Here is a 26224-nt window from a genome sequence, read left to right as displayed (position 1 = left end):
CGTCCCCTTACGCGAAATCGGCGGCGTATTCGTCCAGCGCGGCGCGAATCTTGTCCTCGGCCTCACCCTTGATCTTGGGATCCTCGTTGGTGATGAAATCGAGCAGGTCCTTGTGTTTGCCGCGCAGGTGCGCAAGCAGGCCCTTCTCGAACCGGCCAACATCGGACACCGCGACCTTGTCGAGGTAACCCTTGGTGCCGGCGAAGATCACACAGACGATTTCGGCGTTGGTCAGCGGCGAATACTGCGGTTGCTTCATCAGCTCGGTCAGGCGCGCACCACGGTTCAGCAGGCGCTGTGTGGAGGCGTCGAGGTCGGAGCCGAACTGGGCGAAGGCCGCCATCTCGCGGTACTGCGCGAGCTCGAGTTTCACCGGACCCGCGACCGACTTCATCGCGTTGGTCTGGGCCGAGGAGCCCACGCGCGACACCGACAGACCGGTGTTCACGGCGGGGCGGATGCCCTGGTAGAAGAGCTCGGTCTCGAGGAAGATCTGGCCGTCGGTGATCGAGATCACGTTGGTCGGGATGAAGGCCGACACGTCCCCGCCTTGGGTCTCGATGATCGGCAGCGCCGTCAGCGAGCCAGCACCGTGATCCTCGTTCAGCTTGGCAGACCGTTCCAGCAGGCGGGAGTGGAGGTAGAACACGTCGCCCGGGTAGGCTTCGCGCCCGGGCGGGCGGCGGAGCAGCAGGGACATCTGGCGGTAGGCCACGGCTTGCTTGGAGAGGTCATCGTAGATGATGAGCGCGTGTTTGCCGTTGTCGCGGAAGTACTCGGCCATCGCCGTCGCGGCATAGGGCGCGAGGAACTGCATCGGCGCGGGGTCCGAGGCGGTTGCGGCGACGACGATGGAATATTCGATCGCGCCGGTCTCTTCGAGCTTCTTCACCAGCTGCGCCACGGTCGAGCGCTTCTGGCCGACAGCGACGTAGATGCAGTAGAGCTTCTTGCTCTCGTCATCGCCGGCGGCGTCGTTGTAGGATTTCTGGTTGAGCACGGCGTCGACGGCGACGGCGGTCTTGCCGGTCTGACGGTCGCCGATGATGAGTTCGCGCTGGCCACGGCCGATCGGGATCATCGCGTCGACGGATTTGAGGCCGGTCGCCATCGGCTCATGGACCGATTTACGCGGGATGATGCCAGGCGCCTTGACGTCGGCGATCCGGCGCTCGGAGGCGACGATTTCGCCCTTGCCATCGAGCGGGTTGCCAAGGCCATCGACGACGCGGCCCAGAAGCGCGTCACCGGCCGGCACGTCCACGATGGAGTTGGTGCGCTTGACGGTGTCGCCTTCCTTGATGTCGCGGTCGGAGCCGAAGATCACGACGCCGACGTTGTCGCTCTCGAGGTTCAGGGCCATGCCCTGAATGCCGCCCGGGAATTCGACCATCTCGCCGGCCTGGACGTTGTCGAGGCCATAGACACGGGCGATACCGTCCCCAACCGAGAGCACGCGACCAACCTCGGCAACTTCGGCTTCCTGGCCGAAATTCTTGATCTGGTCCTTCAGGATCGCAGAAATCTCTGCTGCTTGGATACCCATTTATCCGACCTCTTTCATTGCATTTTGTAGGGAGTTGAGCTTCGCGCGGATCGAGCTGTCGATCATGCGCGAGCCTACCTTGACCACAAGACCGCCGATGAGGCTCTCATCCACGGTCGCTTCGATCTTGATGTCCTTGCCGACGCGCTCCTTGAGCGTCTTCGCCAGTCTCTCGCTCTGCGCCTTGGTGAGCGCCTTGGCGCTGGTGACCTCGGCGGTGATCTCGCCGCGGGAGGTCGCGATCATCTCGCGCAGCGCGGCCACGAACTGGGGCAGCACGAAGAGACGGCGCTTCTGGGCCATGAGGCGCAGGGTGTTGGTTGTGATCCCCGACAGCGCCATCTTCGCGGCAAGCGCGGCGATCGCTGAATCGAGGGTCTCGCGGCTGTAGATCGGCGAGGCGATCATGGCGCGGAAATCGTCGCTTTCGGCCAGAGCATCGGCGAGTTGATCGACGTCGCTCTCAAGCGTCGGGAGTTCATTGGCATCGCTTGCCAGGTCGAAAGCAGCCGATGCATAGCGGGCCGCAATACCTGAGGAAATCGAAGCTGGTTCGGACACGTCCACCCTTTCGATATCGTTGGCCCCGGAGCGCAGATTTAAGGCCCGCAGCCCGAAGCGTGTTCACCCCGATTTGAAGCGGGGCCGTTAAATCAGGCGTGCATGTAGCAGAGGCTTTCCTACCCCGCAACCGACTCAATCGTAATTCACCCTGCGCGCCAAGCCCTGTGTCACAGGGTTGTCGCGGCCTGCGATGCCACACCCGACGAAATTATATTTCGCGATCATATTTCACGAATGGCCCCGCGCCGCCAGCCCTCCTCTTGCGGCCAGCGGCGATTCTTCGCGCCCGGCGACGGGATGTGCCTCCGGAGCGGTCAATCCTTCGAGGATATTGCGGCTGCGCGAGGGCTGGCGCGGGCGCATGACGCCGGCCTGCGCCTGTTTGCTGACCTCCACCAGAAGCACCCCCCCTGCGAGCATCGCCGGCAAGTTGCGGCCGAAGCGTTCCCACATCGGCGCGGTGCGGCGCCAGAACCGCCGCGACGAGGGCGGCTGGTAGAGCGCGGCGCCGGCGGATTCGGTGATGAAGGCGTGATCGCGGAGCTGGGTTTCCAGCTGGCCGAGCGAATAGGGGCGGCCGAAGCCGAAGGGCGTCTCGTCCCGGCTCGACCACAGGCCCGCGCGATTCGGCACGATGAAGAGCGCCCTGCCCCCCGGCCCGAGCACGCGGTGGATCTCCGACAGGAGCGCCGCGGGCTCCTCGCTCGTCTCCAGCCCGTGCATCACCACAAGCTTGTCGACCCGCCCGGTCTCCACCGGCCAGCGCGTCTCCTCGCACAGCACGCTGACGTTCGGCATCCCCGCGGGCCAGGCCATGACCCCTTGCGGGCCGGGCATCAGCGCCGTGACGCGCCTCGCCGCACCGAGATATGGCCGCAGCAGCGGCACCGCGAAACCGAACCCCACGACCGTCTGGCCCTTGGCTTCGGGCCAGAGCGTGGTCAGCCGATCACGGATCGCCTTCTGCGCCGCCCGCCCCAAGGCGCTGCGGTAATAGAATTCTCGCAGGTCATGCACATCCAGATGCATTGCGGCGCGCCGCCCCTTCGTCCAATTTGGAGGCAGTGTAGCAACCAACGCTGGAAAAACCATGCCCCTTGAGATTCTGACCGTGCCCTGCCTTTCGGACAACTATGCCTTCATCGCGCGCGACGCGCAGACCGGCGCCACGGCGGTGGTCGATGTGCCCGACGCCGCGCCGATCATCGCGGCGCTGGAGGCGCGGGGCTGGGCGCCGGACATGGTGCTGCTCACCCACCACCACGCCGATCACGTTCAGGGGCTCGATGCGCTGCTCGCGCGCTTCCCCGCAAAGGTCTACGGCGCCGCCGCGGATGCCCATCGCCTGCCGCCGCTGGACCGCGCGCTCAAGGAGGGCGACAGGTTCGAGCTCGGCGCCGAGCGGATCGAGGTGATCGATGTCTCCGGCCACACGGTTGGCCACATCGCCTTCCATGCCCCCGGATCGGCCGCCGCTTTCACGGGGGACAGCCTGATGGCGCTCGGCTGCGGACGGGTTTTCGAGGGCACCATGCCGCAGATGTTCGCCAGCCTGCAAAAGCTCGCGGCCCTGCCCGGCGAGACGATGATCTATTCCGGCCACGAATACACCACCGCGAACGGCGCCTTCGCGCTTTCGGTTGAACCGGGCAATTCGAAACTTATATCTCGTATTGAAGCGGTCGCCAAAGCCCGCGCCCAAGACACACCAACCGTTCCCTCCCAACTCTCGCAAGAGCTGGCCACCAACCCGTTCCTGCGCGCCGATTCCCCCGAGATCCAGGCCTCCGCCGGCTGTTCCGGCGCCGACGGGGCAGAGGTTTTCGCCAAGGTCCGTAAAATGAAGGACGCCTTCTGATCGCGCGTCTCCAAGCCCAAAAAATAACCGTGAAACGGGGGTTGCGGTAAAATTCTCGGGGTCCGGACGCGAGAAAGGACTTGAAGCGCGGCCATGATCGACCAAACTTTAACCATATCGGACCACCGTTGCAGGCGCGTCCAGTCGCCATCGACACCCAATCAGAAGGAGCACGCCCAGTGCCTTCATTCTCGACCACACTTGAGCAGGCAATTCACTCCGCGCTGGCCATGGCCAATGCGCGGTCCCACGAATTTGCAACCCTTGAGCACCTCCTCCTGGCCCTGATCGACGAGCCAGACGCGGCCCGCGTGATGAATGCCTGCGCGGTGGATCTGGAGGATCTGCGAAAGACATTGGTCGAATTCATCGAAGACGATCTGTCAAACCTGGTGACGGATGTGGAGGGCTCCGAGGCCGTTCCCACCGCCGCGTTCCAGCGCGTGATCCAGCGGGCAGCGATCCATGTGCAATCCTCGGGCCGCAACGAGGTCACCGGCGCGAATGTGCTGGTGGCGATATTCGCCGAGCGCGAGAGCAATGCCGCGTATTTCCTGCAAGAACAGGACATGACGCGCTATGACGCGGTCAATTTCATCGCCCACGGTGTCGCCAAGGACAGCGCGTTCGGTGAGAGCCGCCCCGTGACCGGCGCGACCGAATCCGAGGACGAGACCGCCGCCGGCGCCACCGAGCAGGGCGAGGCCAAGGAAAGCGCGCTCGACAAATATTGCGTGGATCTCAACATCAAGTCTCAGCAGGGCGACATCGATCCGCTCATCGGCCGCGACAGCGAGGTCGAGCGCTGCATTCAGGTGCTCTGCCGCCGGCGCAAGAACAACCCGCTCCTGGTGGGCGATCCCGGCGTCGGCAAGACCGCCATCGCCGAGGGGCTCGCGCGCAAGATCGTCAAGGGCGAGACGCCCGAAGTGCTGGCCGAATCGACCATCTACTCGCTCGACATGGGCGCGCTTCTGGCCGGGACGCGGTATCGCGGCGACTTCGAGGAGCGCCTCAAGGCCGTCGTGACCGAGCTTGAACAGCACCCGGACGCGATCCTCTTCATCGACGAGATCCACACCGTGATCGGCGCCGGCGCCACCTCGGGCGGCGCGATGGACGCGTCCAACCTGCTGAAACCCGCGCTTCAGGGCGGCAAGCTGCGCACCATGGGCTCGACCACCTACAAGGAATTCCGGCAACATTTCGAGAAGGACCGCGCCCTCTCCCGCCGGTTCCAGAAGATCGACGTGGCCGAGCCGAGTGTCGAGGACAGCATCAAGATCCTCAAGGGCCTCAAGCCCTATTTCGAGGATCACCACAGCGTCAAATACACCGCCGACGCGATCAAGACCGCCGTGGATCTTTCGGCGCGCTACATCAATGACCGCAAGCTGCCCGACAAGGCGATCGACGTGATCGACGAAGCCGGCGCGGCCCAGCATCTGGTGGCCGAAAGCAAACGGCGCAAGACCATCGGCGCCAAGGACATCGAGGCCGTGGTGGCGAAAATCGCGCGCATTCCGCCGAAAAATGTCTCCAAGGACGACGCCGAGGTGCTCAAGGATCTCGAAGTGTCGCTCAAGCGCGTGGTCTTCGGGCAGGATCCGGCCATCGAGGCGCTCTCCTCGGCGATCAAGCTTTCACGCGCCGGGCTGCGCGAGCCGGAAAAACCCATCGGCAACTACCTCTTCGCGGGCCCGACCGGCGTCGGCAAGACCGAAGTCGCCAAGCAACTCGCCGACACGCTCGGCGTCGAGCTGCTGCGCTTCGACATGTCGGAGTACATGGAGAAACATGCGGTCTCCCGGCTCATCGGCGCGCCTCCGGGCTATGTCGGCTTCGATCAGGGCGGGCTGCTGACCGATGGCGTGGACCAGCATCCCCACTGCGTGCTCCTGCTCGACGAGATGGAGAAGGCGCACCCGGATGTCTACAACATCCTGCTCCAGGTGATGGACCATGGCCAGCTGACCGACCACAACGGCCGGACGGTGAATTTCCGCAACGTGATCCTGATCATGACCTCCAACGCGGGCGCCGCCGAACAGGCCAAGGCCGCGATCGGCTTCGGCCGTGATCGCCGCGAGGGCGAAGACACCGCCGCCATCGAGCGCACCTTCACGCCTGAATTCCGCAACCGTCTCGACGCGGTCATCAGCTTCCAGCCGCTGCCCAAGGAGACGATCCTGCAGGTGGTCGAGAAGTTCGTGCTCCAGCTTGAGGCCCAGCTCATGGATCGCAACGTGACCATCGAGCTCACTACCCCGGCCGCCGAATGGCTCGCCGATAAGGGCTATGATGCCAAGATGGGCGCGCGGCCGCTGGCCCGCGTCATTCAGGAGAACATCAAGAAGCCGCTCGCCGAGGAGCTGCTCTTCGGCAAGCTCGCCAAGGGCGGGCTCGTGCGGGTCGGCATCAAGGATGGTGCGCTGGATCTCAAGGTCGAAGGCCCTGAAAAGCTGCGCCTGTCCGGCAAGAAGCCCCCGCTTCTGACCGCCGACTGATCCCGCCTCACGCTCATCGCAAAGGCCGCGCCATCCCGGTGCGGCCTTTGTCGTTTCAACGCGAGGTGACATCCCCGCCCGAAAATCGGCGGCAGGGGCGGTCCGGCCTGTGCTAGTCTCGGCCCATGTTGTTTCAGCTCCCCGATACCGCCACGCTCTACCAGGCCCTGACCGCGCGCGATCCGCGATACGAGGGTCAGGTCTATGTCTGCGTCACCTCGACAGGCATCTTCTGTCGCCTGACCTGTCCCGCGCGCAAGCCAAAGCCCGAAAATTGCGTATTTGCCGAAAGTATCTCCGCCTGCATCACCGATGGTTACCGCCCGTGCAAGCGCTGCCGCCCGCTTGACCCACAGGACCACGATCCCGATGTGACCCGCTTGCTGGAGGCACTGGAGCGCGCACCCGAGCGCCGCTGGTCGGAGCGCGACGTGGCCGCGATGGGGCTCGATCCCTCCACCATCCGCCGCCGGTTCAAACGGCTCTACGGGCTCACCTTCCTCGATATGGCCCGCCAGCGGCGCCTGCGCGCCGGGTTCACCGCGCTCGGTCAGGGCGATCGGGTGATCGAGGCCCAGGTTGAGGCCGGGTTCGAGAGCGCCAGCGCCTTCCGCGCGGCTTTCGCCCGCCTTCTCGGCCGCCCGCCCGCGAGCTTCAAACTGGAGGGCCAGCTGCTCGCCGACTGGATCCCGACGCCGCTGGGCGACATGATCGCGGTGAGCAGTCACACGGAATTGCACCTGCTGGAATTCGTCGGCCGCAAGGCCCTGCGCGCGGAGCTTTGCCGGCTGGACGCGGCGGTCGGGGGCGATCTCGGCATCGGGACGACACCGGTGGGCGAGACGCTGCGCGCCGAGCTCACCGCCTATTTCTCCGGCGCCTCGGCCCGCTTCCGGACCCCGCTCGCCCGGCATGGCACCCCGTTCCAGCGCGAGGTCTGGGCCGCATTGCGGGAGATTCCAGCCGGGGAAAGCCGCAGCTACGCCCAGATCGCCCGCGCCATCGGCCGCCCGAGCGCGACCCGGGCCGTTGCCCGCGCAAACGGGGCGAACCAGATCGCCTTGCTGATCCCCTGCCACCGGGTGATCGGCGCGGACGGCGCGCTCACTGGCTACGGCGGCGGGCTCTGGCGCAAACAGCGGCTCTTGGAGATCGAGCGGCACTACGCCGCTGCGGAGCCCCCCGCTCAGGCCCGCCCGTCGGTGAATTCCACAAGATCCCAGCGGTTGCCGTAAAGGTCCTCGAAAACAGCGACCTTGCCGTAAGGCGCCTCAAGCGGTGGCCGCACGAACCGCACGCCCCGCCCCTGAAACCGCGCGTGGTCCCGCGCGAAATCATCGGTCCGCAGGAAAAGGAACACCCGCCCGCCGGCCTGATCCCCGATAAACCGCGCCTGCTCCGGCGTCGCGGCCCGGGCCAGCAGCAGCGCGGATCCCTCCTCGCCCGTTCCGGGCGACATGGTGACCCAACGCTTGGCCTGCTCGGGCTGCGCGACGTCCTCCAGAAGAATAAAATCGAGCTTGTCGCGAAACCAAGCGATCGCCTCGTCATAGTCCCGCACCACCAGCGCGACGCAGGCCAGCGACCGCGTCATCGCTCGGTGAGCTTCAGTTCGATCCGCCGGTTCTGCGCCCGCGCCTCGGGCGTGTCCGCGGGGTTCACCGGCTGGTATTCGCCAAACCCGTTGGCCGAGAGCCGTTGCGGCGGGATGCCCTCCTCCTCGACCATGTAGCGCACGACCGAGAGCGCGCGCGCCTGACTGAGCTGCCAGTTGTCGGCATAGGTCCCGGCGCCGGAGAGCGGGGTGTCGTCGGTGTGGCCATCAACGCGGATGATCCAGTCGATCTCGGGCGGGATTTCGGCGGCGATGCGTTGGAGCAGATCGGCCACCTTGGCCACCTCGGCCTGTCCACTGGGCGACAGCGCGGCTTCGGCGGGCGGGAAGAGCACCTCGGAGGAGAAGACGAACCGGTCGCCCTCGACCCGGATGCCATCTTCGTCGTCCAGCACCTCGCGCAAACGGCCGAAAAAGTCGGACCGGTAGCTTTCCAGATCACGGTTTTCCGCCTCGAGCCGCTGCCGCTCGGCCTCCTCCAGAAGCCGCCGGCGACGTTCTTCCGAGGCAACGCGAGCCAGCGCGGTGTTGAGCTCGGCGCCAAGCGATTCCAGCTGCACCTGCCGGTCCTCATCCCGCTCTTTCGCGTCATCGAGCAGGGTCTGAAGCGCGCCGACCTGCTGGCGCAACGCGGCCACCTGCGCGTTGAGCGCGGCGACCTGCCGCTGAGCCTCGGCGCTCTGGGTCTCGCGGTCGGAGAGCTCCGCCCGGGCCTGTGCGAGCAGCGCCTGGCGCTCCTCCTCCGCCGTGAGCCGGCGCTCGGCCTCTTGCTCCGCGGCGAGCTTGGCGGCCAGCGCCGCGGCAAGCTCCCGGGCGACCTCATCGCGCGCGCTTTGCACCGAGACCGTCTCGGCCAGCGCGGCGGCAAGATCGGCCTCCGCGGCCTCCCGCGCCGCGCGTTCGCGCTCCAGCGCGTCCTGTTGTTCGCTCACGGTCGTGCGCGCCTCGTCCCGGGCCGCATCCGCCTCCAGCAGAGCCGCTGCCAACCGGGTGTCGAGATCGGCCTCCGCCTCCCGCGCAGCCGCGAGCAGCGTCAGCGTCTCTTCCGCCGCGCGCCGCTGTTCTTCCAGCGCAAGGGACATCGCCGTCAGTTCCGCATCCGCCGATTTGAGCCGCTCGCGCAGCGCCTCCGCCGCGGCGGCCTCGGCGAGCCGGGCGCGTTCTTCCTCGGTGAGCGCATCGGCGGCCTCGGCCAGCCGGGCGCGCAACTCTTCGGCCAGCGCCGCTTCCGCCAGCCGCGCGGCCTCCGCCGCCTCCAGTTCGGTCTGCAGCTCCGAATTCTCCGACGCGCTTTCATTGAGCCGCGCGAGCGTGTCGGCAAGCGTGGCCTCGGCGCTCTCCGCCTGGCCCCGAAGCTCGGCAACCATCGCTTCAAGCGCCTCGCGGCGGGCGGCGGCGAGCCGGGCCGTCTCGGCCGCGGCGTCGATCTCAGAGCGCGCATCGGCGAGGGCGAGATTGAGCGCCTCCTGCTCCGAAAGAAGCTCGGCCTGCGCGGACTCCAGCCCCGCGACCGCCTCCAAGGCGCCATCGCGTTCGGCCAGCAACGACGCCACCTGCGCCTCGAATGTCACGATCTGCCCGCGCGCCTCCGCAAGCGCGGCTTCGGCGGTATCGCGCTGGCCGGTCAGCGCGGCGATCAGCGCGGATTGGGTCGCGATCTCGGCGTCCGCGTCCTCAAGCGTGGCGCTCAGCCCGGCGACTTGCGTGTCCAGCGCCTCGTTGCGCGCGCGCTCCAGCCCGAGCGCGCGGGCCAGCGCCTGTACCTCGGTGGAGAGCTCGGAAAGCTCGCTTTCCTGCCCGGTGATTTCCTCTTGCAACACGAATTGGACGATCATGAAAATCGTCAGCACGAACATCAGGACCAGCAACAGCCCGGTCATCGCATCGACGAACCCGGGCCAGATCGAGCCCTGAAACCGCTGTCCGCTACGCCGCGAAAGGGCCATGGCCTAGCCGCCGCCCAGACGGTCGATCGAGGCGCGCAGATCGGCCAGATCGGCCCGCAGCGCGGCAAGACTGTCGGCCCGGCCGCTGCCGGTATCCTCCAGCAGGCGCAACATCTGCACATCGATCGAGCGCAGGCGCATCCGGCTTTCCGCATCGAGCTCGACGGTCCCGGCGGCGGACTGATGCGCGCGCAGATGCTCGACCAGCTCCGATTGCGCCGCGGCCACCCGGTCAAGCGCCTCGGCGGGCCGCGTGCCAAGCCCGCTCACGGCGGTTTCCATCGTTCCGGTCAACCGGTCGATCCGATCCTCCAGCGCGCCGCGACGCGCCTCCGATTGGGCAAAGAGACCCTGCATCGCCTGCATCTGCTCGGCGATCTGGTCGAGCAGAATGACCGTCGCACCCGACTTGCCGCCCTCATCGCCTTCCGCCGAATAGCCCAGCCGCGTGATCGTCGAGAGCCATTCCTCCAGCTCGCGGTAAAAGCGGTTCTGGCCGTGCCCGGCCAAAAGCTCCAGCAGCCCCACGATGAGCGAGCCCGCAAGCCCCAGAAGCGACGACGCAAAGGCCACGCCCATGCCGCCGAGCTGCGCCTCCAGCCCGGTCATCAGCCGGTTGAACACGTCCACACTCTCCTCGCCCTCGCCGGGCGCGAGGCTGCGGATCGTGTCGACCACGGCGGGGACGGTCGTAGCGAGGCCGTAGAACGTCCCGAGAAGGCCAAGGAAAATCAACAGGTTGACGATATATCGCGTGATCTCGCGCACCTCGTCGATGCGGGTGGCGACGGAATCGAGGATCGAGCGGGCGGAGGACGCGCTGATGTGGGTGTGCACCCCGCGCGAGCGCAGAAGTTGTGCCAGCGGCGCAAGCGTACGCGGCGGACGGATCATCCCGTGCCCGGGCCGGTTGGCCGCGAAGCCCTCGATCCAGCGGACCGAGCCGATCATCTGGTAGACCTGGTAGAAACAGGCCAGCACGCCAATCACGAAGACCAGCACGATGAAGCCGTTGAGCCACGGATTGGCCTGAAACACCGGCAAGACCTGAGGCAGCGCGAGAAACGCGCCCGCCCCCGACAGCAGGAGAACCGCGAGCATGAGCACGATCTGGCGCACCGGCTGCGAAAATTGCGGGCTGCTGTCCTGCTCCAGCCTGTCCATGATTTGGGCTGCTCCTGCCGCTGTCTGTCTGCTGTCCACTCAGGCGCGAGGATAGGCGGTCGCCCCAATGGTGCCAAGCGTTTAGCCGGTCTGGACGGGGCCGCGTGGCGCCGCGCGCCCCAAGCGATGCAATCGGGAAACACTTGTGGGCCGGCGGGGCCCGGCGGGCGGGCTCAGCGCGCGTCCTTGAGCGCCTGCACCCGCAGCGAGAGCCAGTTGAGATCCGCGTCCTCGATGCGCAGATCGCGCAGGAGCGCGGCGGTGTTGAAGAGGTATTCGTCGTTGGGCCCGCGCCCGCCCACGGCCCGCGCGATGATCTGCGCCTGCACCTCCAGCGTCAGGTGGCAGTACTGGACATGATCGCGATCGATCACATAGGCCAGCGCCTCCACGACGCGCCCGTCCTCCATCCGCAGCGGCACATGGCGCTCGACATAGGCGCTGCTGATCAACTCGCGCTCGCGCAGATCCGCAAGGACCGGCGCCTCCTCCCCCGGGGCGACCCGCAGCGCTACCCCGTGGCAGATCTCGCCCTCCGCCTCGTCAAGCGCGAGCACGAGGCCGGGCTCCTCTTCGCTGCCCCGGTGATGGATCGAGCGCATGCAGAAGGAACGCGCATAGCCCGAGAGCGACGCCACCACCCGCTCCGCCGGCTCGAACCCGGGATTCCACAGCAACGATCCATAGCCGAAGACCCACATGCTCATCGGCGCTTTGCCTCCTGTTGCCAGCTGGTGTAGAGAGCGGGCCGGACACCGCGCTCGCCAACCCTGTTCCAGCGGTTAAACACCATGGGCGCGGGCGGATAAAGGGGGCAAAGATGCGCGCGATCGTCGGAGTGGTGCTTGTCGGGCTGATCGCCTGGTGCGGCTATTGGGTCTGGGGCGCGCGCGCGAAATCCGCCGCCGTCGAGGCCTGGTTCGAAGCCCGCCGCGCCGAGGGTTGGCAGGCCGATCACGCGGGCATCTCTGTCCGTGGCTTCCCGTCGCGGTTCGACACGGTGATCGACGCGCCACTGTTGGCCGATCCCGAGACCGGGCTGCTCTTCTCGGCCCCGGAGATGCGCCTCGTCATGCTCGCCTACCGGCCCACCCATGTGATCGCGCTGCTGCCTGAGACGTGGCGGATCGCGACCCCACAGGACAAGATCGACGTCACCAGCCCCGATCTGCGCGCGAGCCTCGTGCTGGCGCCGGGCCTTGCGCTCGAGGCCGAGCGGATCACCATCGCGGGAACCCAACTGCGCCTTGCGGCGCAAAGCGGCTGGCAAGTGGCCGCGCCAGAGCTCAGCCTCGCCGCTGAACGGCAGGCTGGGGAGGGTGACGCCCAGTATCGCATTGGCCTCGCGGCGGAAGACATCCGGCTCGACCCTGCCCCCCGCTCGTTGCGCGATGGCCTGCCCGACAGCCTCGGCGCGCTGCGGCTCGACATGGACGCGGCCTTCGACCGGCCGTGGGACCGGCGCGCGCTGGAAGACGCCCGGCCGCAGCCGCGCCTGCTCGATATCCGCCTTGCCCGCGCCAGCTGGGGCGCGCTGGAGCTCGCGGCCACCGGAGAGATGGAGATCGATGCGCGCGGCACACCAGACGGCGATCTCACGCTGCAGGCCCGCAACTGGCGCGCGATGCTGGCGCTGGCGGCGGAGGCCGGCGCGCTGCCCGAGGTCCTCGTCGACCAGATCGCCGGCGGGCTGGGGCTTCTCGCGGGGCTCAGCGGCAACCCCGACCGGCTGGAGCTTCCGCTCCGCTTCGACGATGGGCAGACCCGGCTCGGCCCGATCACGCTCGGCCCGGCCCCGCGCATCCGCCTGCGCTAGCGGCAGTAGCTGCCGCTGCGATAGCGCGCGGTGTCGAAGTGGAAATGATCGCGGTGAAACCGGTTCGCCTCGGGGCCCAGCACTGTCCCGAACGGCCCGCAGGCGGCCTTGTGCATCCGCCGCAACGCGCGGGCCGCGCTGCTGTTCCAGCCTTCCAAAACCGAGATTTCCCGCCCGTCGCGCAGCACGAAACCGCCCACGTCGATGGCCCGGCCCCGCCCGTGTTCGCTGATCTTCGCGCCGGGCTGGCTGTTGCGCGGCCGGCACGCGTAATGGGCAAAAACCTTGAGTTCGGCGAGCCCGCCCCCGGTCTGGCCGAGCGCGGGTTTGGCCCCCTTGCGGATCCAGGTCTTGAGCGCGCGCGCGGTGGTGCAATCCATCAAGGAGGTCTGGCTGAGGCGCACCCCGAGCACCGACCGGACCCGCACCGCCTCGCCGATGCCACAGCCCTTCATCCGGCCCGGGATCGCGCCGACCCGGTCGCCCTGGATATCGGGATCGCCGCAGACCGCGCCGCGCGCCCGCGCCTGCTGCTGCGCCATGGCGCGCCGGATGATCTCCGGCGGGCGCGGCTTGGGCACAAGGGACACCGCGATCCGCGCCGTCTGATCGGGCCGCATCAGCGGGCGCAGATCAGACGACGCGGAGGCCGCCGGCGCGGCGAGCACCCCGATCAGGAGAGCCGCCGCCAGCCGCATCAGCGCGCCGCTCCGCGCCCGAAATTCGGCGCGTCGACGTCCTGACCCGCATCGAGAATGCTGCGCCGGATCGCCCGCGTGCGGGTGAAATAGTCAAAGAGTTCATCGCCTTCGCCGGTGCGGATCGCGCGCTGCAGCGCGAAAAGTTCCTCGGTGAAACGCCCCAGGATCTCGAGCGTCGCGTCCTTGTTGTTGAGAAACACATCGCGCCACATCGTCGGATCGGAGGCCGCGATCCGGGTGAAATCGCGAAAGCCCGCGGCGGAATACTTGACGACTTCGCTATCGGTCACGCGGCGCAGATCATCGGCCACGCCCACCATCGTATAGGCGATGAGGTGCGGGACATGCGAGGTGACGGCGAGCACAAGATCATGGTGATCCGGGTCCATCTCATCGACATTCGCGCCCATGGCGGACCAGAGCTGCCCCAGCCGGCGCACCGCCTCCGGATCGCTCTCCGCGACCGGCACGATGAGGCACCAGCGATTGTCGAAGAGCTCGGCAAAGCCCGACCGCGGCCCGGAATGCTCCGTCCCCGCCAGCGGGTGCGCGGGGATGAAATGCACCGATGGCGGCAAATGCGGGCCCACCGCGTCGATCACCGCGCGCTTGACCGAGCCCACATCCGAGACCGTCGCGCCCGGCGCAAGATGCGGCGCGATCTCTTCGGTAACGCGTTCCATCGCGCCGACCGGCACGCAAAGCACCACAAGATCCGCGCCCTCCACCGCCTCGGCCGCGCTGTCGCAGACCCGGTCGCAAAGCCCGATCTCCCGCGCGGTTGCCCGCGTCTCCTCGGTCCGGGCATAGCCGGTGACCTCGCCCGCGAGCCCCCCGCGCTTGATCGCCCAGAACATCGACGAGGCGATGAGCCCCAGCCCGATCAGCGCCACACGCTCGTAAACCTGGCTCATCCCTGCCCCTCCATGAAGCTGCGGAGCACATCCGCCACCCGGCCACAGGCACGCTCATCCCCGATGGTGATCCGCAGCCCCTCGGGGAACCCGTAGCCCGCCACCGCGCGCACGATCAGCCCCTCGGCCTTGAGCGCCGCATCGGCGGCTTGGGCCTGCGCGGGGCTCGCAAACCGCGCGAGGATGAAATTCGTGTGGCTCTCGTCCACCGCGATCCCCGCCGCGATCAGCTCCGCCCGCAGCCAACTGCGCAACCGCGCCGTCTCATCCCGGCAATACGCGGTCCACTGCTTGTCGCGGACCGCCGCCTCGGCGGTGTCAAGCTGCGTGGGCGAGAGGTTGAAGGGCTGGCGAATCCGGTTGAGCACATCGATGATCGCCCGCGGCCCGTAGCCCCAGCCGATCCGCAACCCCCCAAGCCCGTAGATCTTGGAAAACGTCCGCGTCATCACCACGTTGTCGCGCGCCTCGACAAGGCTCGCCCCGCCGTCGAACCCGGGAATGAAATCGGCATAGGCCGCGTCGATCACAAGGATCGCCCGGCCTGCCAGCCCATCGGCCAGCCGCGCAATATCCGCCGCCCCGATCATCGTCCCCGTGGGGTTGCCAGGGTTGGTCAGAAAGACGATCCGCGTCCGCGCGCTGCAGGCCGCAACGATCGCATCCACATCCACCACCCGCTCGCGCTCGGCCACACAAACCGGGGTCGCGCCCACCGCCCGGGCAAGGATCGGATACATCGAAAACCCGTGCTCGGTGTGGATCACCTCATCGCCCGGGCCGGCGTAGGCCTGACAGATGAATTGCAACACCTCGTCGGATCCGACCCCACAGATCACCCGATCCGGATCAACCCCTTGTACCTCGCCAATCGCCGCGCGGAGCGCCTCATGCGTGGTCCCCGGATAGCGATGCAACGTCTCCGCCGCCGCCGCATAGGCCGCCCTCGCCGAAGGGCTCGGCCCGTAGGGGTTCTCGTTCGCCGAGAGTTTGACCACCTCGGTCATCCCCTCAAGACGGCTCTGCCCGCCCTGGTAAAGCGCAATCTCCATGATGCCGGGTTGCGGTGCGATCGGTGCCATTGGTGTCTCCTGTTCGGTCCGGTTCTATCGGGGTGCCGGAGGGGAGACCAGATGCAACGCGCAAAAGAAAAGGCCGCGACGGTCTCCCGTCACGGCCTTGCGCTGGAACTTGCTGTCAGGCTCAGTTCTGAGCGTAGAATTCGATGACGAGGTTCGGTTCCATCATCACCGGATACGGCACGTCCGACAGGCCGGGCATCCGGATGAAGTTCACGGTCATCTTGGAATGATCCACGTCGAGATAGTCCGGCACGTCGCGCTCGGGAAGCTGGGCCGCCTCGAGAACGATGGCAAGCTGCTTGGACTTCTCACGCACCTCGATCACATCGCCTTCCTTCACACGGTAGGAAGGAATGTTGACGCGCTGACCGTTCACCAGCACATGGCCGTGGTTCACGAACTGACGCGCGGCAAAGATCGTCGGGACAAATTTCGCACGGTACACGACCGCGTCGAGACGGCGCTCCAGCAGGCCGACAAGAAGCTCGCCTGTGTCACCACGCAGACGCTCGGCCTCGGCATAGATGCGGCGGAATTGCTTCTCGGTCAGATCGCCATAGTAGCCCTTGAGCTTCTGCTTGGCGCGCAGCTGCAGACCGAAGTCCGACAGCTTGCCCTTGCGGCGCTGGCCGTGCTGGCCGGGGCCATATTCGCGGCGGTTGACCGGGGATTTCGGACGGCCCCAGATGTTTTCGCCCATCCGGCGGTCGATTTTGTACTTGGCAGCGGTGCGTTTGGTCACCTCTGGTCTCCTTCAGGATAAAAGCCACCCCGAGAGCGGCAATGAAGGGCGTTGTCCTTTGGTCTTACCCGGTTGCCCGGCGCCCGACAGGCATCCCCTCGCGGGGGCCACCAACACCAATGAAGCCGCGCTTATAGCCACCCCTCCAACAGAGTCAACAGCTATTCAAAACCGCCCCCGCCCCCTTCTTCTCTTGGCAAAATACTCCGGGGGAGGCCGCCAAAGGTGGCCGGGGGCAGCGCCCCCCACTGTCCTCCGATCGCCAAGGATCACACCGCTCGCGCAAACGCCATAAGGCGCGGCCCTTCTGGCACGCGCCTCAAGTCGACCCCGCGGCAGCCAAAGCCGCCCGGGAGGGCCGGGCGTTTCCCCCGGCGGATCCCTCGTGGATCCTTAGCGGGCGGCCTTACGCAAGCGCAGGGCGGCCAACCCGCCGAGCCCCGCGAGGAGGAGCGGCATTCCCGCAGGCAACGGAATCACCGCCGTCTCGAGCTCCCAGACCGTCAGGGAGGCATCACTGAAATCTGCCCCCGTAAGCATGTTGTCGAGGCTATCCCCATCGGCCAGCACGAGGCGTGCGAAAATCGATGTGCCAAACAGAAGCTCCAGTTGGCGATCCCCCTCACGCGCGGTCTCCGTCGTTGCCTCAGTGAAACCCGGGGAAACAACCAGGTTGTAAAGCAAACCGTCACCCGTATTCAGCTCAAGCACAGGGCTCCCGGTCGCGTCCAGAGCCTGGAAAAATCCCGGGACTAGGACAATCGGTGGCGTGCCTGGCGAGAGGAACGGGGGAATATCCACGATAGCCATCGTCGAGCTGGATCCGATCACCGCTCCGGTCTCGAGCCCGAGGGCATCGAGGTCGATCGTGGCGGCTTGGGAAGCGGAGGCCAGCCCGAGAACACTGGCCACCGCGAGAAGGGTATTTCTGATCATTGGTCCTACTTTCACTTTGGTACCTATTCTTTAGATGAAGCTGATGTCGTCGAAGCTGGTCGCGCCCACCACGGTGATGACGTCGAAGTCCTGATCCGTGAAGAGCAGCACCCGGCCTCCGGCGGCCACATGGTGGATCACTGATCCATCGCCAAGCTCGATGGCGTCTTCGCCGACCGAGTAGTCGAGGATCGTGCGGAACTCGCGGGCGCCGTTGTGGACCGTGTCCGAGAAGTCGAACACATCCGCACCGCCCCCGCCTGCGACCGTCTTCATCGCGCCCGCGTTGGGCTTGATGATCTCGTCGGCGTCGCTGCCGAAGATCTGCGCGTCGCTGCCGCCTTCGATGAGCACCGGATCGGGCGTCTCGTCCACGTCGGCCACGTTCACGAAGACGAAGGTGTCGTCGTTGAGCGTCCCGTCGCTGACCTGCACCTGCACCTCATAGCTGTTGTCGTCGCCTGAGGGCGCTTCGAAGTCAGGCGCGGTCTTGAAGCTCAGCAGCCCGGTCGTCGCGTCGATCTCGAAGAGGTCGCCATCCTCGCCACCGATCACCGAGAACGTGAGCCCGTCGCCTTCCACGTCGCTGGCGCTGAGCGTGCCCACCTCGGTGGTGTTTTCGTCGATGGTGAAGGGCCCGGCAGCGTCAAGCTCCGGCGCATCGTTCACCCCGCGGACATCCACGGTCAGCGTGGCCGTCTCGCTCAGCGTGCCGTCGGAGACCTCGTAGCTGATGGTGAAGCTCTCCGCCGGGGGCTCCGGCTGTGGGTTGAACCCGAGCGCTTCCAGCTGGCCCGCCGGATCGTAGACCACACCGCCATCGGTGTTGATGGTGATCGTGCCGAGCCCGTCCAGCGTGACCTCGGAGCCCAGTGCGATCGACGTGCCATCGCTCAGCTTGGCCCCGATGATGCTCAGCGCATCGCCGTCGACGTCATCGTCGTTGTCCAGCAGGTTGATGCTGCCGGCGCTGTCCTCGTCCGTCTCCAGCGTCTCGCCTTCGACGTCCGGGCCGTCATTGACCGGCCTGATGTCGATCGACACCGTCGCATCGTCGACGCCGCCGTTGCCGTCGCTGATCTCGTAGGTGAAGCTGTCCTCGCCGTTGTAGTCCTGGTCGGGTGTGTAGATCCAGCCTTCGCCGTCGAAGTTCAGCGTGCCCTTGGTCGGGCCCTGCTTGATCTCCACCTCAAGCTCGTCGCGGTCGTCGTCGCGGTCGTTTTCGGTGAAGAAGAAGTAGGTCGGTGTGTCCTCATCGATCTCGTACTCGTCATCCACAGCCACCGGTGCGGCGTTGGGACTTGCGGTGCCCTTGATCGAGAGGGTCACGGTCGCTTCATCCACCCCGCCGTTGCCATCGGAGACCTCGTAATCGAAGCTGAAGGTCTCGACGCCACCGAGTTCAAGATCGCTGTAGAACCCGTTGGGATCGAATGAGAAATCGCCATCCTCTTCGACCGTGAGCTCGCGCCCGTCGGCCAGCGTGATGGTCCCGTCCGCAACCGCGTAGGCCACGCCCCCGATGAAGACCCGGGTCACGCTCAGCGTATCGCCATCGGCGTCGCTGTCCTCGCCGAGACCGTTGTCATCGAGCAGGTTGCCGGTGATGTCGACCCCGGCATTGCCGGTCTTGGCATCGTCCTGCGCCTCGGGCCCGAAGTCATCGGTCACGATCGTGGTCTCGCCCTGGGCCCCGCCGATCAGAACACCGTCGTTGTTGGTGCCCGTGATCGAGACGGTCAGCGCCTCGGAGTCCTCGGTCGCGAGATCGCCCTTGACGATCACGTCCAGCGTTACCTCTTCCTCGCCATCGTCAAAGGTGATGACGCCCGAAAGCGGGGTGTCATCGCCGAGGTCCGCGGCATCCACATCGCCGCCGATCTCGTAGGAGACCTCCAGCGCGCCGGTCGCATCGCCGATCCGGTAGAAGGTGTAGGAGACCGTCTGCACGCCCTCGTCGCCCTCGGTGATCGCGCTGGTGTTGGCGGTCACGCTGACGGTCGGGGCCACATCGGGCGCCTCGGTCGCGGTGGTTGCCGCTTGCGGTGTGGCGGCGAGCTGTGTCGCCCCGCCGAGGAAGGCGCCCATCCCGGTCAGCGCGAAGTCAAGCACCGCGCTTTCAAAGATGACCGGATCCTCGTCCGGGTCGAGCCCGGCCTCGATTGCCGCCTGTCTGGCCGCCGCCTGCACGCTCTCGGGCAGGTTCTCCAGCTTGAGCGGCGCGGCCGGGAAGCCTTCGGGGTACTCCGGCGTCTCGCCCGAGAAGAGCGCCTCGCCATCGTCCAGCGCCCAGCTGTCGCGGTAGCTGTTCCCCTCCCAGTCGCCGAAGCCGTAGATGTAGTCGAAGGTCAGGCTCGGCACGCCGTCGTCGTCGAAGCTCTGGACGCCATCGGGCAGCTCGGAGCCGTCGCGCAGGCCGAAGTCATCGGTGAGATCCTGGTTGGCGTTGCCCATGAGCCCGCGCACCTGGCCGGCATTGCCGCCCGCGGCGGGATCGGCGAGGAAGACGCAGACGTTGAGCGCCCCGTCAAGCATGCCGACCATGAGCAGGTCGCCGCCATCGTTGAGCTTGATGAAGAATTTGCCATCGTCGATCGCGAAGATGTCGCGGGCGTTGCTGTCGTCGTCATCAAGGTCGATCCCGGCGAATTTCGCGTCGTCAAGGCTCACCGCCACGCCATCGACCAGAAGCGGCGCATCCGGCGAATGGGCGTCGACCTCCACGACCTTGCCCTTGACCTCGACCGCCATCCGCGTCGTCACGGAGACAAGATCGGAGCCCGGGAAGGCCTCGAAGCGGACCTGGACCGAGAAGGGATTGTCGACCCCGTCGACCGTCTCGACCAGCACGTATTCCCCGACCGCCTGGAAGTCGTAGCCAAGCCCGTCGAGCGTGACGATATGCGGATCGCCGAAGACATCGGCCTCGACCCGGATGAACTCGCCCGGTTCGATCACGCCGTCGCCGTCCACGTCGAAGGGCAGCTCGGGGATCGGCGGGCGGCCGTCGTCGTTGCGGATGGTGATCGAGGTCGAGCTGTTCTTCAGGTCATAGGATTTGCCCGGCGCGGCATTGACCGAGGTGATCTGGGCCCAGAAGCTCTCGTTGGCCTCGATGATCCCATCGCCGTTGATGCGCACGGTGTAGGTCGCCGTGGTCTCGCCGTCGAGGATCGTGACCGATTTGCCGACGCCCGGCAGGAAGCCCTCGATATCGTTGCTGTCGGCGGCAAAGACCGAGCCCACGTTGGTCTGCAGATCGAAGTTGACCGTCACGTCGCCGTCGGTGTCGCCCTCGCGGACGAAGGTCAGGATGACGTCGGTGTAGCCCGAGTTGCCCTCGTTGACCGATGTGCCCCATTGCGAGCCATTGGCCAGCATCTGGATGCTCGGCGCGAAATCGTCGTTGTAGACAATGCCGTAGCCGATCGCGCGGGTGATCTGCGCCGTGGCCTCCGCGTCGCCCGAGATGATTGTGGGGTTGGAGATGGTCAGACGGCCGCGCTCGTTGCCCTCGATCTCCTCATCCTCCAGCACCGCGAAGGACACCGTCTTGGAGGTCTGGCCCGCGGCGAAGGTGACCGTGCCCGATTGCGGCAGCCCGCCTTCGAAGTCATCGGCGCCGAGCGGGGTGTAGCTGTCGCCCGCGAAGGTGTAGTCCACGCTGACGCTCGACGAGGTGTCGCCCGACCGGGTCAGGGTGAAGGACAGCACGTTGGCATCGCCCGGATCGCCTTCGTAGATGTAGGACGAGTAATTGACCTGGATATAGGCCGGGAAGTCATCGTTGGTGATGACCGCATAGGCGGAGCTATTCGACAGGCGCGCCTCGATGCCCGCGTCATCCGACACCGGGTTCGAGAGGGTCATGTAGGTGTATTCATCCCCCTCCACGTCCTCGTCGCCCGCGATCTGGAGCGTCACGGTCTTGGAGGTCTCGCCCGCCGCGAAGGAGAGCGTGCCCGAGGTGGGCCAGCTGCTGTCGAAGTCGGCCGCGTTGGCGGTCCCTCCGGCGATGTTGTAATCGACCGAGGCGGCTGCCGAGGTGTCGCCCGTGCGGCTCACGAGGAAGGAGACGGTGTTGGTATCTCCGCTGTCACCCTCGACCGCGCTGTAGCCATAGACGCGGAAATAGGTCGGCACGTCGTCGTCGTTGATATAGCCGTAGTTCCGCGAGGTGGTGATCCGCGTCACCGCGTCCGGATCATCGGCCACCGGGTTGGAGATGTCGATCTGCAGGTACTCGGTGCCCTCGAAGGCATCATCCCCGAGCACCGTCACATCGACGAATTTCTGCGTTTCGCCCGCCGCGAAGCTCACCGTGCCGGACATCGGCAGCGTGCCGTCCACATCCGCGTCGGTCGCGCCGCTGTAGGGGTAGGTCGAGACCTTGTAGTCGATCGAGGCCGCGATGGAGGTATCGCCCGAGCGCTGGATCAGGAACTGGAGCGTCGAGGTTTCGCCCGGATCCTTCTCGGTCGTGGTCGCGCCGAAGACCCGGAAATCAACCGGCTTCTCATCGTCATAGATGTAGCCGTAATTGACCCCGGTATTCGCGGTCGCGCCTTGCGGATTGTCCGGCGCGGAGGGGTTGCTCAGCCGGAACTCGACATATTCCAACTCCTCGAAGACCTCGTCGTCCCTGACCTGGAAGCTCACGGTCTTGGAGGTCTCGCCCGCGGCGAACTCCACAGTGCCGGTGCGCGGCAGCCCGCCCTGGAAATCGGGGGATTCCGCCGTCAGGAGCGCATCGGCAAAGGGGGTGAGTTCGTAATCCACCGAGGCTGCGACATCGGTCTCGCCATTGCGGTAGATGGTGAAGGTGAGCGGCGTCAGCGCGCCCCCCTGGCCTTCCGTGACGGAGGCAGAACCGGTGTAGAAATTGACCGGGACATCATCGTTGTTGATCCGGCCGAGGACCGATCCGGTATCGAGCCGCGTCGCGACCCCATCGGCATCGGGGTTGGAGAAGACGATCTGGAAGAACTCGTCGCTCTCCTGCGTGTTGTCGCCCTGAACCTGGACCACGATCTCCTTCCTGGTCTCCCCGACCGCGAAGCTCACCGTCCCCGAGGTCGGGAAGTCGGTGGCGAGGTCATCGGCATCGGCCTCCTGCGAGCTGGAATAGGTCCCGACCGCATAGTCGAGCGTTGCCGCGACCGACGTTTCCCCGCTGCGATAGACCACGAAAACCATTTCGGTGGTCTCGCCCTCATCGCCTTCGGTGACTGTCGCGCCGGACGCCGAGAAGACGACCGGGTGGTCATCATTGTAGATGTAGCCGTAGCGCGTGCCGCTTGTTATCTGAGCGTTCTCGCCCACGGCCGTGGGATTGGAGAGCACGATCTGCACATACTCCGTGCCCTCGATCTCGTTGTCGCCCGAGACAACCGCGGTCACGGTTTTCTGCGTCTCGCCCGCGCCGAAGGTCAGCGTTCCCGATTGCGGGAAGCCCGATACGAAATCATCCGCATCCGCCGAATTGGAGCCGTCATAGGCCTCCAGCGAGAAATCGACCGTCCCTTCGACATCCGTCGGGCCGGAGCGGATGATGGTGAAGGTCAAGGTCCGGTCCGTGCCGGGATCGCCCTCGGTCACAGAGGCGTCGCTCGTCCTGAAGGCGACCGGCAGATCGTCATCATATATGAAGCCGTTGCCGCGTCCGTCGATGATTTCCGGCGCATCGGAGCTTTCGGCCGTCGGGTTGGACAGAATAATATCGACCCGCTCGGTCCCCTCGGTCACGTTGTCGGGCGCGATTTGCATGGTGACGGTCTTGGTCGTCTCACCCGCCGCGAATTCCAGCGTCCCTTCGTAAGGCAAGCCGGTGTCGGGATCGATGAACCCATCGGAGAAATCATCCGCGCTCGCCGAGCTGGATTCCAGCCGGTAATCGACCGTCGCCGCAACCGTGGTATCGCCCGAGCGGGTGATGGTGAAGCTCATCTCCACATCACTGTCGTCGGTCTCGGTCGCGCTGGTGTTGTTCACCGCGAATTGCACCGGGAAGTCATCGTCGTAGAGAGTACCGATAGCGTAGCCGTCCGAGATCTGGGTGTTGCCGGTGTCGGCGACCGCGTTCGAGAGGGTCACCTCCATGTATTCGGTGCCTTCGATGAGATCATCCTCATTGATCGGCACCTGGATGTAGGCAAAGGTCTCTCCGGCGGCGAAGGTGAGCGTGCCGGTGAGCGGCAGGGTCCCTTCGATATCCTCATTCTCGATCGTGTAAGTGGCCGAACTGTAGGGCGAGACCACATAGTCGACGCTCACCGCCGTGTCGGTCTTGCCGCTGCGCGAGACCTGGAAGGACATGACCACATCGTCGCCCGGATCGCCCTCGGTCACGTAGCTGTTGTAGATCCGCAGATACACCGGGGCGTCGTTGTCGTTGATATATCCCGAGCCGCGCCCTTCGTCGATGACCACCGGGGCCGCGTTGTCCGTGGTGGGGTTCGACAGGACGACCGAGAAGTCCTCAGAGCTTTCGTCCACCAGATCGCCCGCGATCTGGATCGTGAGCAGCGCGGTGTCACTGCCGGACTCAAAGGTCACGGTCCCGCTCGGGAAGGCGCCGCCCTCGAAATCTTCGGCCGCCGCATCGGTGAAGTAGTTCAGATAGCCGTTCGAGCCGCCTTCGACCTGGAAGTCGACCGTGACTTCCGACGTAAGATCGCCCGTCCGCGTCAGGGTGAAGACAACGTCCACCGGGGAGCTGTCGCCCTCCAAGACGTTTCTGTACCCCTGCTCTATCGAGATTTCGATCGGCACGAGGCCGGTGTCCACGTCCACGTTCAGGTTTTCGACAGCGATGATGTTGTCGTCTTCGCCATCGGCATTGTCGGCCGCTTCGGCGGCATCGATGCCCCCGTGAATGACAATCGCCTCGCCGTCGCCATCCTCGCCATTCGCATCGCCCACGAGGATATCGGCGATCCCGTCGCCGTTCACATCGCCCGCCGCGGCGAAGACCAGCGGATCGTCGTAGTAGATCCTGTCGGTCGCGTACACATAGGCCCCGTCTGACGCCAGGAGATCCTCAAGGCTGAAGACGCCGGACCGGCTCTCTTCGGTGCCGAGCACCAGATAGGCCTCGATGTGGAAGCCGTTTTCGACGTTGTAGCGCGTGCCCGCGATGAGCATGTCGTCAATGCCGTCGCCGCTCGCATCGCCGACCCCGAGAATGACCTCGATGTCAAACCATGAGGTGCGCTCCTCCCCGTCCCCATCCACGTAGGTCTGATAGGAGTAGAAGAAGCTCGCATCGCCGTCGTTGACCGCGTCCGCATCGAGCGTGATGAAGCCATCGTCGAAAATATCGTTCCGCCCGTTCAGCACATAAACGCCATCGACGGCGAAGCGGGTCGGGATCTGGGAAAAATCGCTGTCACTGGCGAAACCGAGCACGGCCAGTTCTTCGGGCGCGTCGTCGCCGGAGAAGTTGCCCAACCCCGCGGTCACGTTGTCCTGACCCTCGTCGAACGACTGGACGTAGACATCCACGTCAGTGCCGCTGTAGCTGTCGGTCACCACCGGGTTCGACGCATAGGCGAAATAGCCTGAGTAGTCGTAAGCGTCGCCGGTATACCCGTCGTCGTCGGGCCCGCGGAAGTAGTAGCTCGTCCCCTCGCCGTAGACATCGACATAGCCCCGGCGGCTCACCAGATCGTCGAATCCGTCGCCGTTGAGATCCACCGCGCCCGAAAGCTCCGCGCCCGAGTCCTCGTAGTAGCCATAGCCGCCCACGCTCCCGGAATCGAACTCCGAGAGGGCCAGTCCGAACTCGCCGTAAAATCCGTAGCCGCCGAGGATCTGGCCAAGGTCGACCTTGAACCCTCCGTCCCCATCGACATCGGCGAGATCAACGATGACGCTGCTGCCGCCCTCATTCGCGATCGGATCGAAGGCGGTGGCCTCCTCATCGGTGCCGAAGATCACATGGCTGGTCACATTGTCGACCGAGGTATCGTAGTACTGTGTCCAGGCGATGTATTCATCGGGGTTGGTGTCGGGGTCGTAGTCGTAAACGCCGTTGTCATTCGCGTCGTAGACATACACGCGATTGAACGACGTGCTTTCGTACCGCTGTGTCTCGACGAGGCCGAAATCGGAGAACCCGTCGCCATTGAGGTCCCCGAGATTGACCATGTCGATGATTTCGCCGTTGGCGTCGAAGCGGACGTGATCCAGATCGTCGACCTCGTGGGAGGCGCCCGAGAAATCCTGACCGCCGAAGATCACATAGGCGACGCCCTCACCGGGGACATAGTCGCCGCCGTAGTAGCCATAATATCCGTAATAGCTTCCTGTGCTGACGAAGTCTGTCGTGTTCTCGACGATGCCGAAATCGGCGTAGCCATCGCCATTGACGTCGCCGAGCCCGACCACGGTCGAGCCAAAGACTGAACGGTAACTGTAATCGCTGACCTGGGTGTCGGAGGTGATCTCGAAACCGTTGGTTCCGTCAAGATCCTCGAGGTTGAGAGTGAGCTCGGCCTCCTCCTGGCCGAAGACCACGTAGACCGACCCTGTCTCGTTGCTGTACTCGTTGCGGCCTTCCTGAGCGGTGACCGCGAAATCGCCGATCCCGTCGCCGTTTACATCACCAATGCCAGAGACGCGGTAGCCTGCATTCTCGTACTCGTTAGTTTCACCTTTAATGAAACGAGCGCCGTAATTTCCCCCCATGGGTCAATACCTCTGTGTAAAGAATGTCAAAAAAAGTCCGCTGCAATCCTCTTAATGTTAACCTGACGTTCACCAAAATCCGTAACGAATAATTTTAAGACGTTTCAGACATATGCGCGGTTTCTGCGGCGCGGCGAAACCGGCC

The 26224-nt window shown here is 65.6% G+C and carries 17 protein-coding genes; 4 read left to right on the top strand and 13 right to left on the bottom strand.

What is annotated here, in order from left to right:
* Positions 1-7 precede the first annotated feature (7 nt).
* From atpA to BM353_RS09865, 3 genes are all read right to left on the bottom strand, one after another.
* Positions 8-1546: a F0F1 ATP synthase subunit alpha gene (atpA, locus tag BM353_RS09875; RefSeq protein WP_092080138.1), complete on the bottom strand. Its 1539-nt coding sequence runs from the start codon at positions 1544-1546 to the stop codon at positions 8-10.
* Positions 1547-2107 carry a F0F1 ATP synthase subunit delta gene (locus BM353_RS09870; RefSeq protein ID WP_092080617.1) on the bottom strand — a complete coding sequence of 187 codons (561 nt, stop codon included), beginning with the start codon at positions 2105-2107 and terminating at the stop codon, positions 1547-1549.
* 231 nt (positions 2108-2338) lie between these two features.
* Positions 2339-3139, bottom strand: a complete 801-nt coding sequence (locus BM353_RS09865; protein WP_092080136.1) for a class I SAM-dependent methyltransferase — start codon at positions 3137-3139, stop codon at positions 2339-2341.
* 61 nt (positions 3140-3200) lie between these two features.
* Here BM353_RS09865 and gloB point away from each other — a divergent pair, with 61 nt between their 5' ends.
* The 3 genes from gloB to BM353_RS09850 all read left to right on the top strand — a co-directional run bounded on the left by gloB (position 3201) and on the right by BM353_RS09850 (position 7710).
* Positions 3201-3968 (top strand): hydroxyacylglutathione hydrolase, encoded by a 768-nt coding sequence (gene gloB, locus BM353_RS09860; protein WP_092080133.1) that lies wholly within the window; start codon positions 3201-3203, stop codon positions 3966-3968.
* A 179-nt stretch (positions 3969-4147) separates the two neighbouring features.
* Positions 4148-6475: an ATP-dependent Clp protease ATP-binding subunit ClpA gene (clpA, locus tag BM353_RS09855; protein ID WP_092080130.1), complete on the top strand. Its 2328-nt coding sequence runs from the start codon at positions 4148-4150 to the stop codon at positions 6473-6475.
* Positions 6476-6600: 125 nt separating this feature from the next.
* Positions 6601-7710, top strand: coding sequence for a bifunctional transcriptional activator/DNA repair enzyme AdaA (locus BM353_RS09850; protein WP_092080128.1), 1110 nt, complete (start codon positions 6601-6603; stop codon positions 7708-7710).
* Here BM353_RS09850 and BM353_RS09845 read toward each other — a convergent pair.
* From BM353_RS09845 to BM353_RS09830, 4 genes are all read right to left on the bottom strand, one after another.
* Positions 7662-8069, bottom strand: a complete 408-nt coding sequence (locus tag BM353_RS09845) for a VOC family protein (RefSeq protein WP_092080125.1) — start codon at positions 8067-8069, stop codon at positions 7662-7664. The two genes, BM353_RS09850 and BM353_RS09845, sit on opposite strands and share 49 nt — an antisense overlap.
* Positions 8066-10036 carry a peptidoglycan -binding protein gene (locus tag BM353_RS09840; RefSeq protein ID WP_092080121.1) on the bottom strand — a complete coding sequence of 657 codons (1971 nt, stop codon included), beginning with the start codon at positions 10034-10036 and terminating at the stop codon, positions 8066-8068. Before BM353_RS09840 ends, BM353_RS09845 begins: the two co-directional genes overlap by 4 nt.
* Positions 10037-10039: 3 nt before the next feature.
* The gene (locus tag BM353_RS09835; protein WP_092080118.1) at positions 10040-11200 is read right to left on the bottom strand and encodes a biopolymer transporter ExbB; all 1161 of its coding nucleotides are present in this window, start codon (positions 11198-11200) and stop codon (positions 10040-10042) included.
* Positions 11201-11373: 173 nt separating this feature from the next.
* Positions 11374-11907 (bottom strand): gamma-glutamylcyclotransferase, encoded by a 534-nt coding sequence (locus BM353_RS09830; RefSeq protein ID WP_092080115.1) that lies wholly within the window; start codon positions 11905-11907, stop codon positions 11374-11376.
* A gap of 113 nt (positions 11908-12020) precedes the next feature.
* Here BM353_RS09830 and BM353_RS09825 point away from each other — a divergent pair, with 113 nt between their 5' ends.
* Complete coding sequence (locus BM353_RS09825; RefSeq protein WP_092080112.1) at positions 12021-13016, top strand: DUF2125 domain-containing protein; 996 nt, start codon at positions 12021-12023, stop codon at positions 13014-13016.
* Here BM353_RS09825 and BM353_RS09820 read toward each other — a convergent pair.
* The 6 genes from BM353_RS09820 to BM353_RS09795 all read right to left on the bottom strand — a co-directional run bounded on the left by BM353_RS09820 (position 13013) and on the right by BM353_RS09795 (position 26079).
* On the bottom strand, positions 13013-13714 hold the full coding sequence (locus BM353_RS09820; RefSeq protein WP_092080109.1) for an extensin-like domain-containing protein: 702 nt from the start codon (positions 13712-13714) through the stop codon (positions 13013-13015). The genes BM353_RS09825 and BM353_RS09820 overlap by 4 nt on opposite strands.
* The gene (locus BM353_RS09815) at positions 13714-14631 is read right to left on the bottom strand and encodes a prephenate/arogenate dehydrogenase family protein (RefSeq protein WP_092080106.1); all 918 of its coding nucleotides are present in this window, start codon (positions 14629-14631) and stop codon (positions 13714-13716) included. Before BM353_RS09815 ends, BM353_RS09820 begins: the two co-directional genes overlap by 1 nt.
* On the bottom strand, positions 14628-15713 hold the full coding sequence (gene hisC, locus BM353_RS09810; protein ID WP_092080104.1) for a histidinol-phosphate transaminase: 1086 nt from the start codon (positions 15711-15713) through the stop codon (positions 14628-14630). The genes BM353_RS09815 and hisC overlap by 4 nt, the downstream gene beginning before the upstream one ends.
* Before the next feature lie 121 nt (positions 15714-15834).
* Positions 15835-16455, bottom strand: a complete 621-nt coding sequence (rpsD, locus tag BM353_RS09805) for a 30S ribosomal protein S4 (RefSeq protein ID WP_092080101.1) — start codon at positions 16453-16455, stop codon at positions 15835-15837.
* 393 nt (positions 16456-16848) lie between these two features.
* A complete protein-coding gene (locus BM353_RS09800; protein ID WP_092080098.1) occupies positions 16849-17391 on the bottom strand; it encodes a VPLPA-CTERM sorting domain-containing protein in 543 nt (180 codons plus the stop codon).
* 30 nt (positions 17392-17421) lie between these two features.
* On the bottom strand, positions 17422-26079 hold the full coding sequence (locus tag BM353_RS09795; RefSeq protein ID WP_092080095.1) for a Calx-beta domain-containing protein: 8658 nt from the start codon (positions 26077-26079) through the stop codon (positions 17422-17424).
* Positions 26080-26224: the final 145 nt, after the last annotated feature.

The organism is Poseidonocella sedimentorum, assembly GCF_900116005.1.
Classification (GTDB): domain Bacteria; phylum Pseudomonadota; class Alphaproteobacteria; order Rhodobacterales; family Rhodobacteraceae; genus Poseidonocella; species Poseidonocella sedimentorum.
The sequence above is the reverse complement of the archived record's forward strand: the minus strand, read 5'-3'. Positions and strand labels throughout refer to the sequence as shown.

Excerpts from the sequence above, each read along its gene's own strand:
- BM353_RS09825 (WP_092080112.1), top strand. The coding sequence starts at position 12,021 with ATGCGCGCGATCGTCGGAGTGGTGCTTGTCGGGCTGATCGCCTGGTGC.
- BM353_RS09830 (WP_092080115.1), bottom strand. The coding sequence starts at position 11,907 with ATGAGCATGTGGGTCTTCGGCTATGGATCGTTGCTGTGGAATCCCGGG.
- BM353_RS09850 (WP_092080128.1), top strand. The coding sequence starts at position 6,601 with ATGTTGTTTCAGCTCCCCGATACCGCCACGCTCTACCAGGCCCTGACC.
- atpA (WP_092080138.1), bottom strand. The coding sequence starts at position 1,546 with ATGGGTATCCAAGCAGCAGAGATTTCTGCGATCCTGAAGGACCAGATC.
- BM353_RS09820 (WP_092080109.1), bottom strand. The coding sequence starts at position 13,714 with ATGCGGCTGGCGGCGGCTCTCCTGATCGGGGTGCTCGCCGCGCCGGCG.
- gloB (WP_092080133.1), top strand. The coding sequence starts at position 3,201 with ATGCCCCTTGAGATTCTGACCGTGCCCTGCCTTTCGGACAACTATGCC.
- BM353_RS09865 (WP_092080136.1), bottom strand. The coding sequence starts at position 3,139 with ATGCATCTGGATGTGCATGACCTGCGAGAATTCTATTACCGCAGCGCC.
- hisC (WP_092080104.1), bottom strand. The coding sequence starts at position 15,713 with ATGGCACCGATCGCACCGCAACCCGGCATCATGGAGATTGCGCTTTAC.
- BM353_RS09835 (WP_092080118.1), bottom strand. The coding sequence starts at position 11,200 with ATGGACAGGCTGGAGCAGGACAGCAGCCCGCAATTTTCGCAGCCGGTG.
- BM353_RS09840 (WP_092080121.1), bottom strand. The coding sequence starts at position 10,036 with ATGGCCCTTTCGCGGCGTAGCGGACAGCGGTTTCAGGGCTCGATCTGG.
- BM353_RS09795 (WP_092080095.1), bottom strand. The coding sequence starts at position 26,079 with ATGGGGGGAAATTACGGCGCTCGTTTCATTAAAGGTGAAACTAACGAG.
- BM353_RS09845 (WP_092080125.1), bottom strand. The coding sequence starts at position 8,069 with ATGACGCGGTCGCTGGCCTGCGTCGCGCTGGTGGTGCGGGACTATGAC.
- BM353_RS09815 (WP_092080106.1), bottom strand. The coding sequence starts at position 14,631 with ATGAGCCAGGTTTACGAGCGTGTGGCGCTGATCGGGCTGGGGCTCATC.
- BM353_RS09800 (WP_092080098.1), bottom strand. The coding sequence starts at position 17,391 with ATGATCAGAAATACCCTTCTCGCGGTGGCCAGTGTTCTCGGGCTGGCC.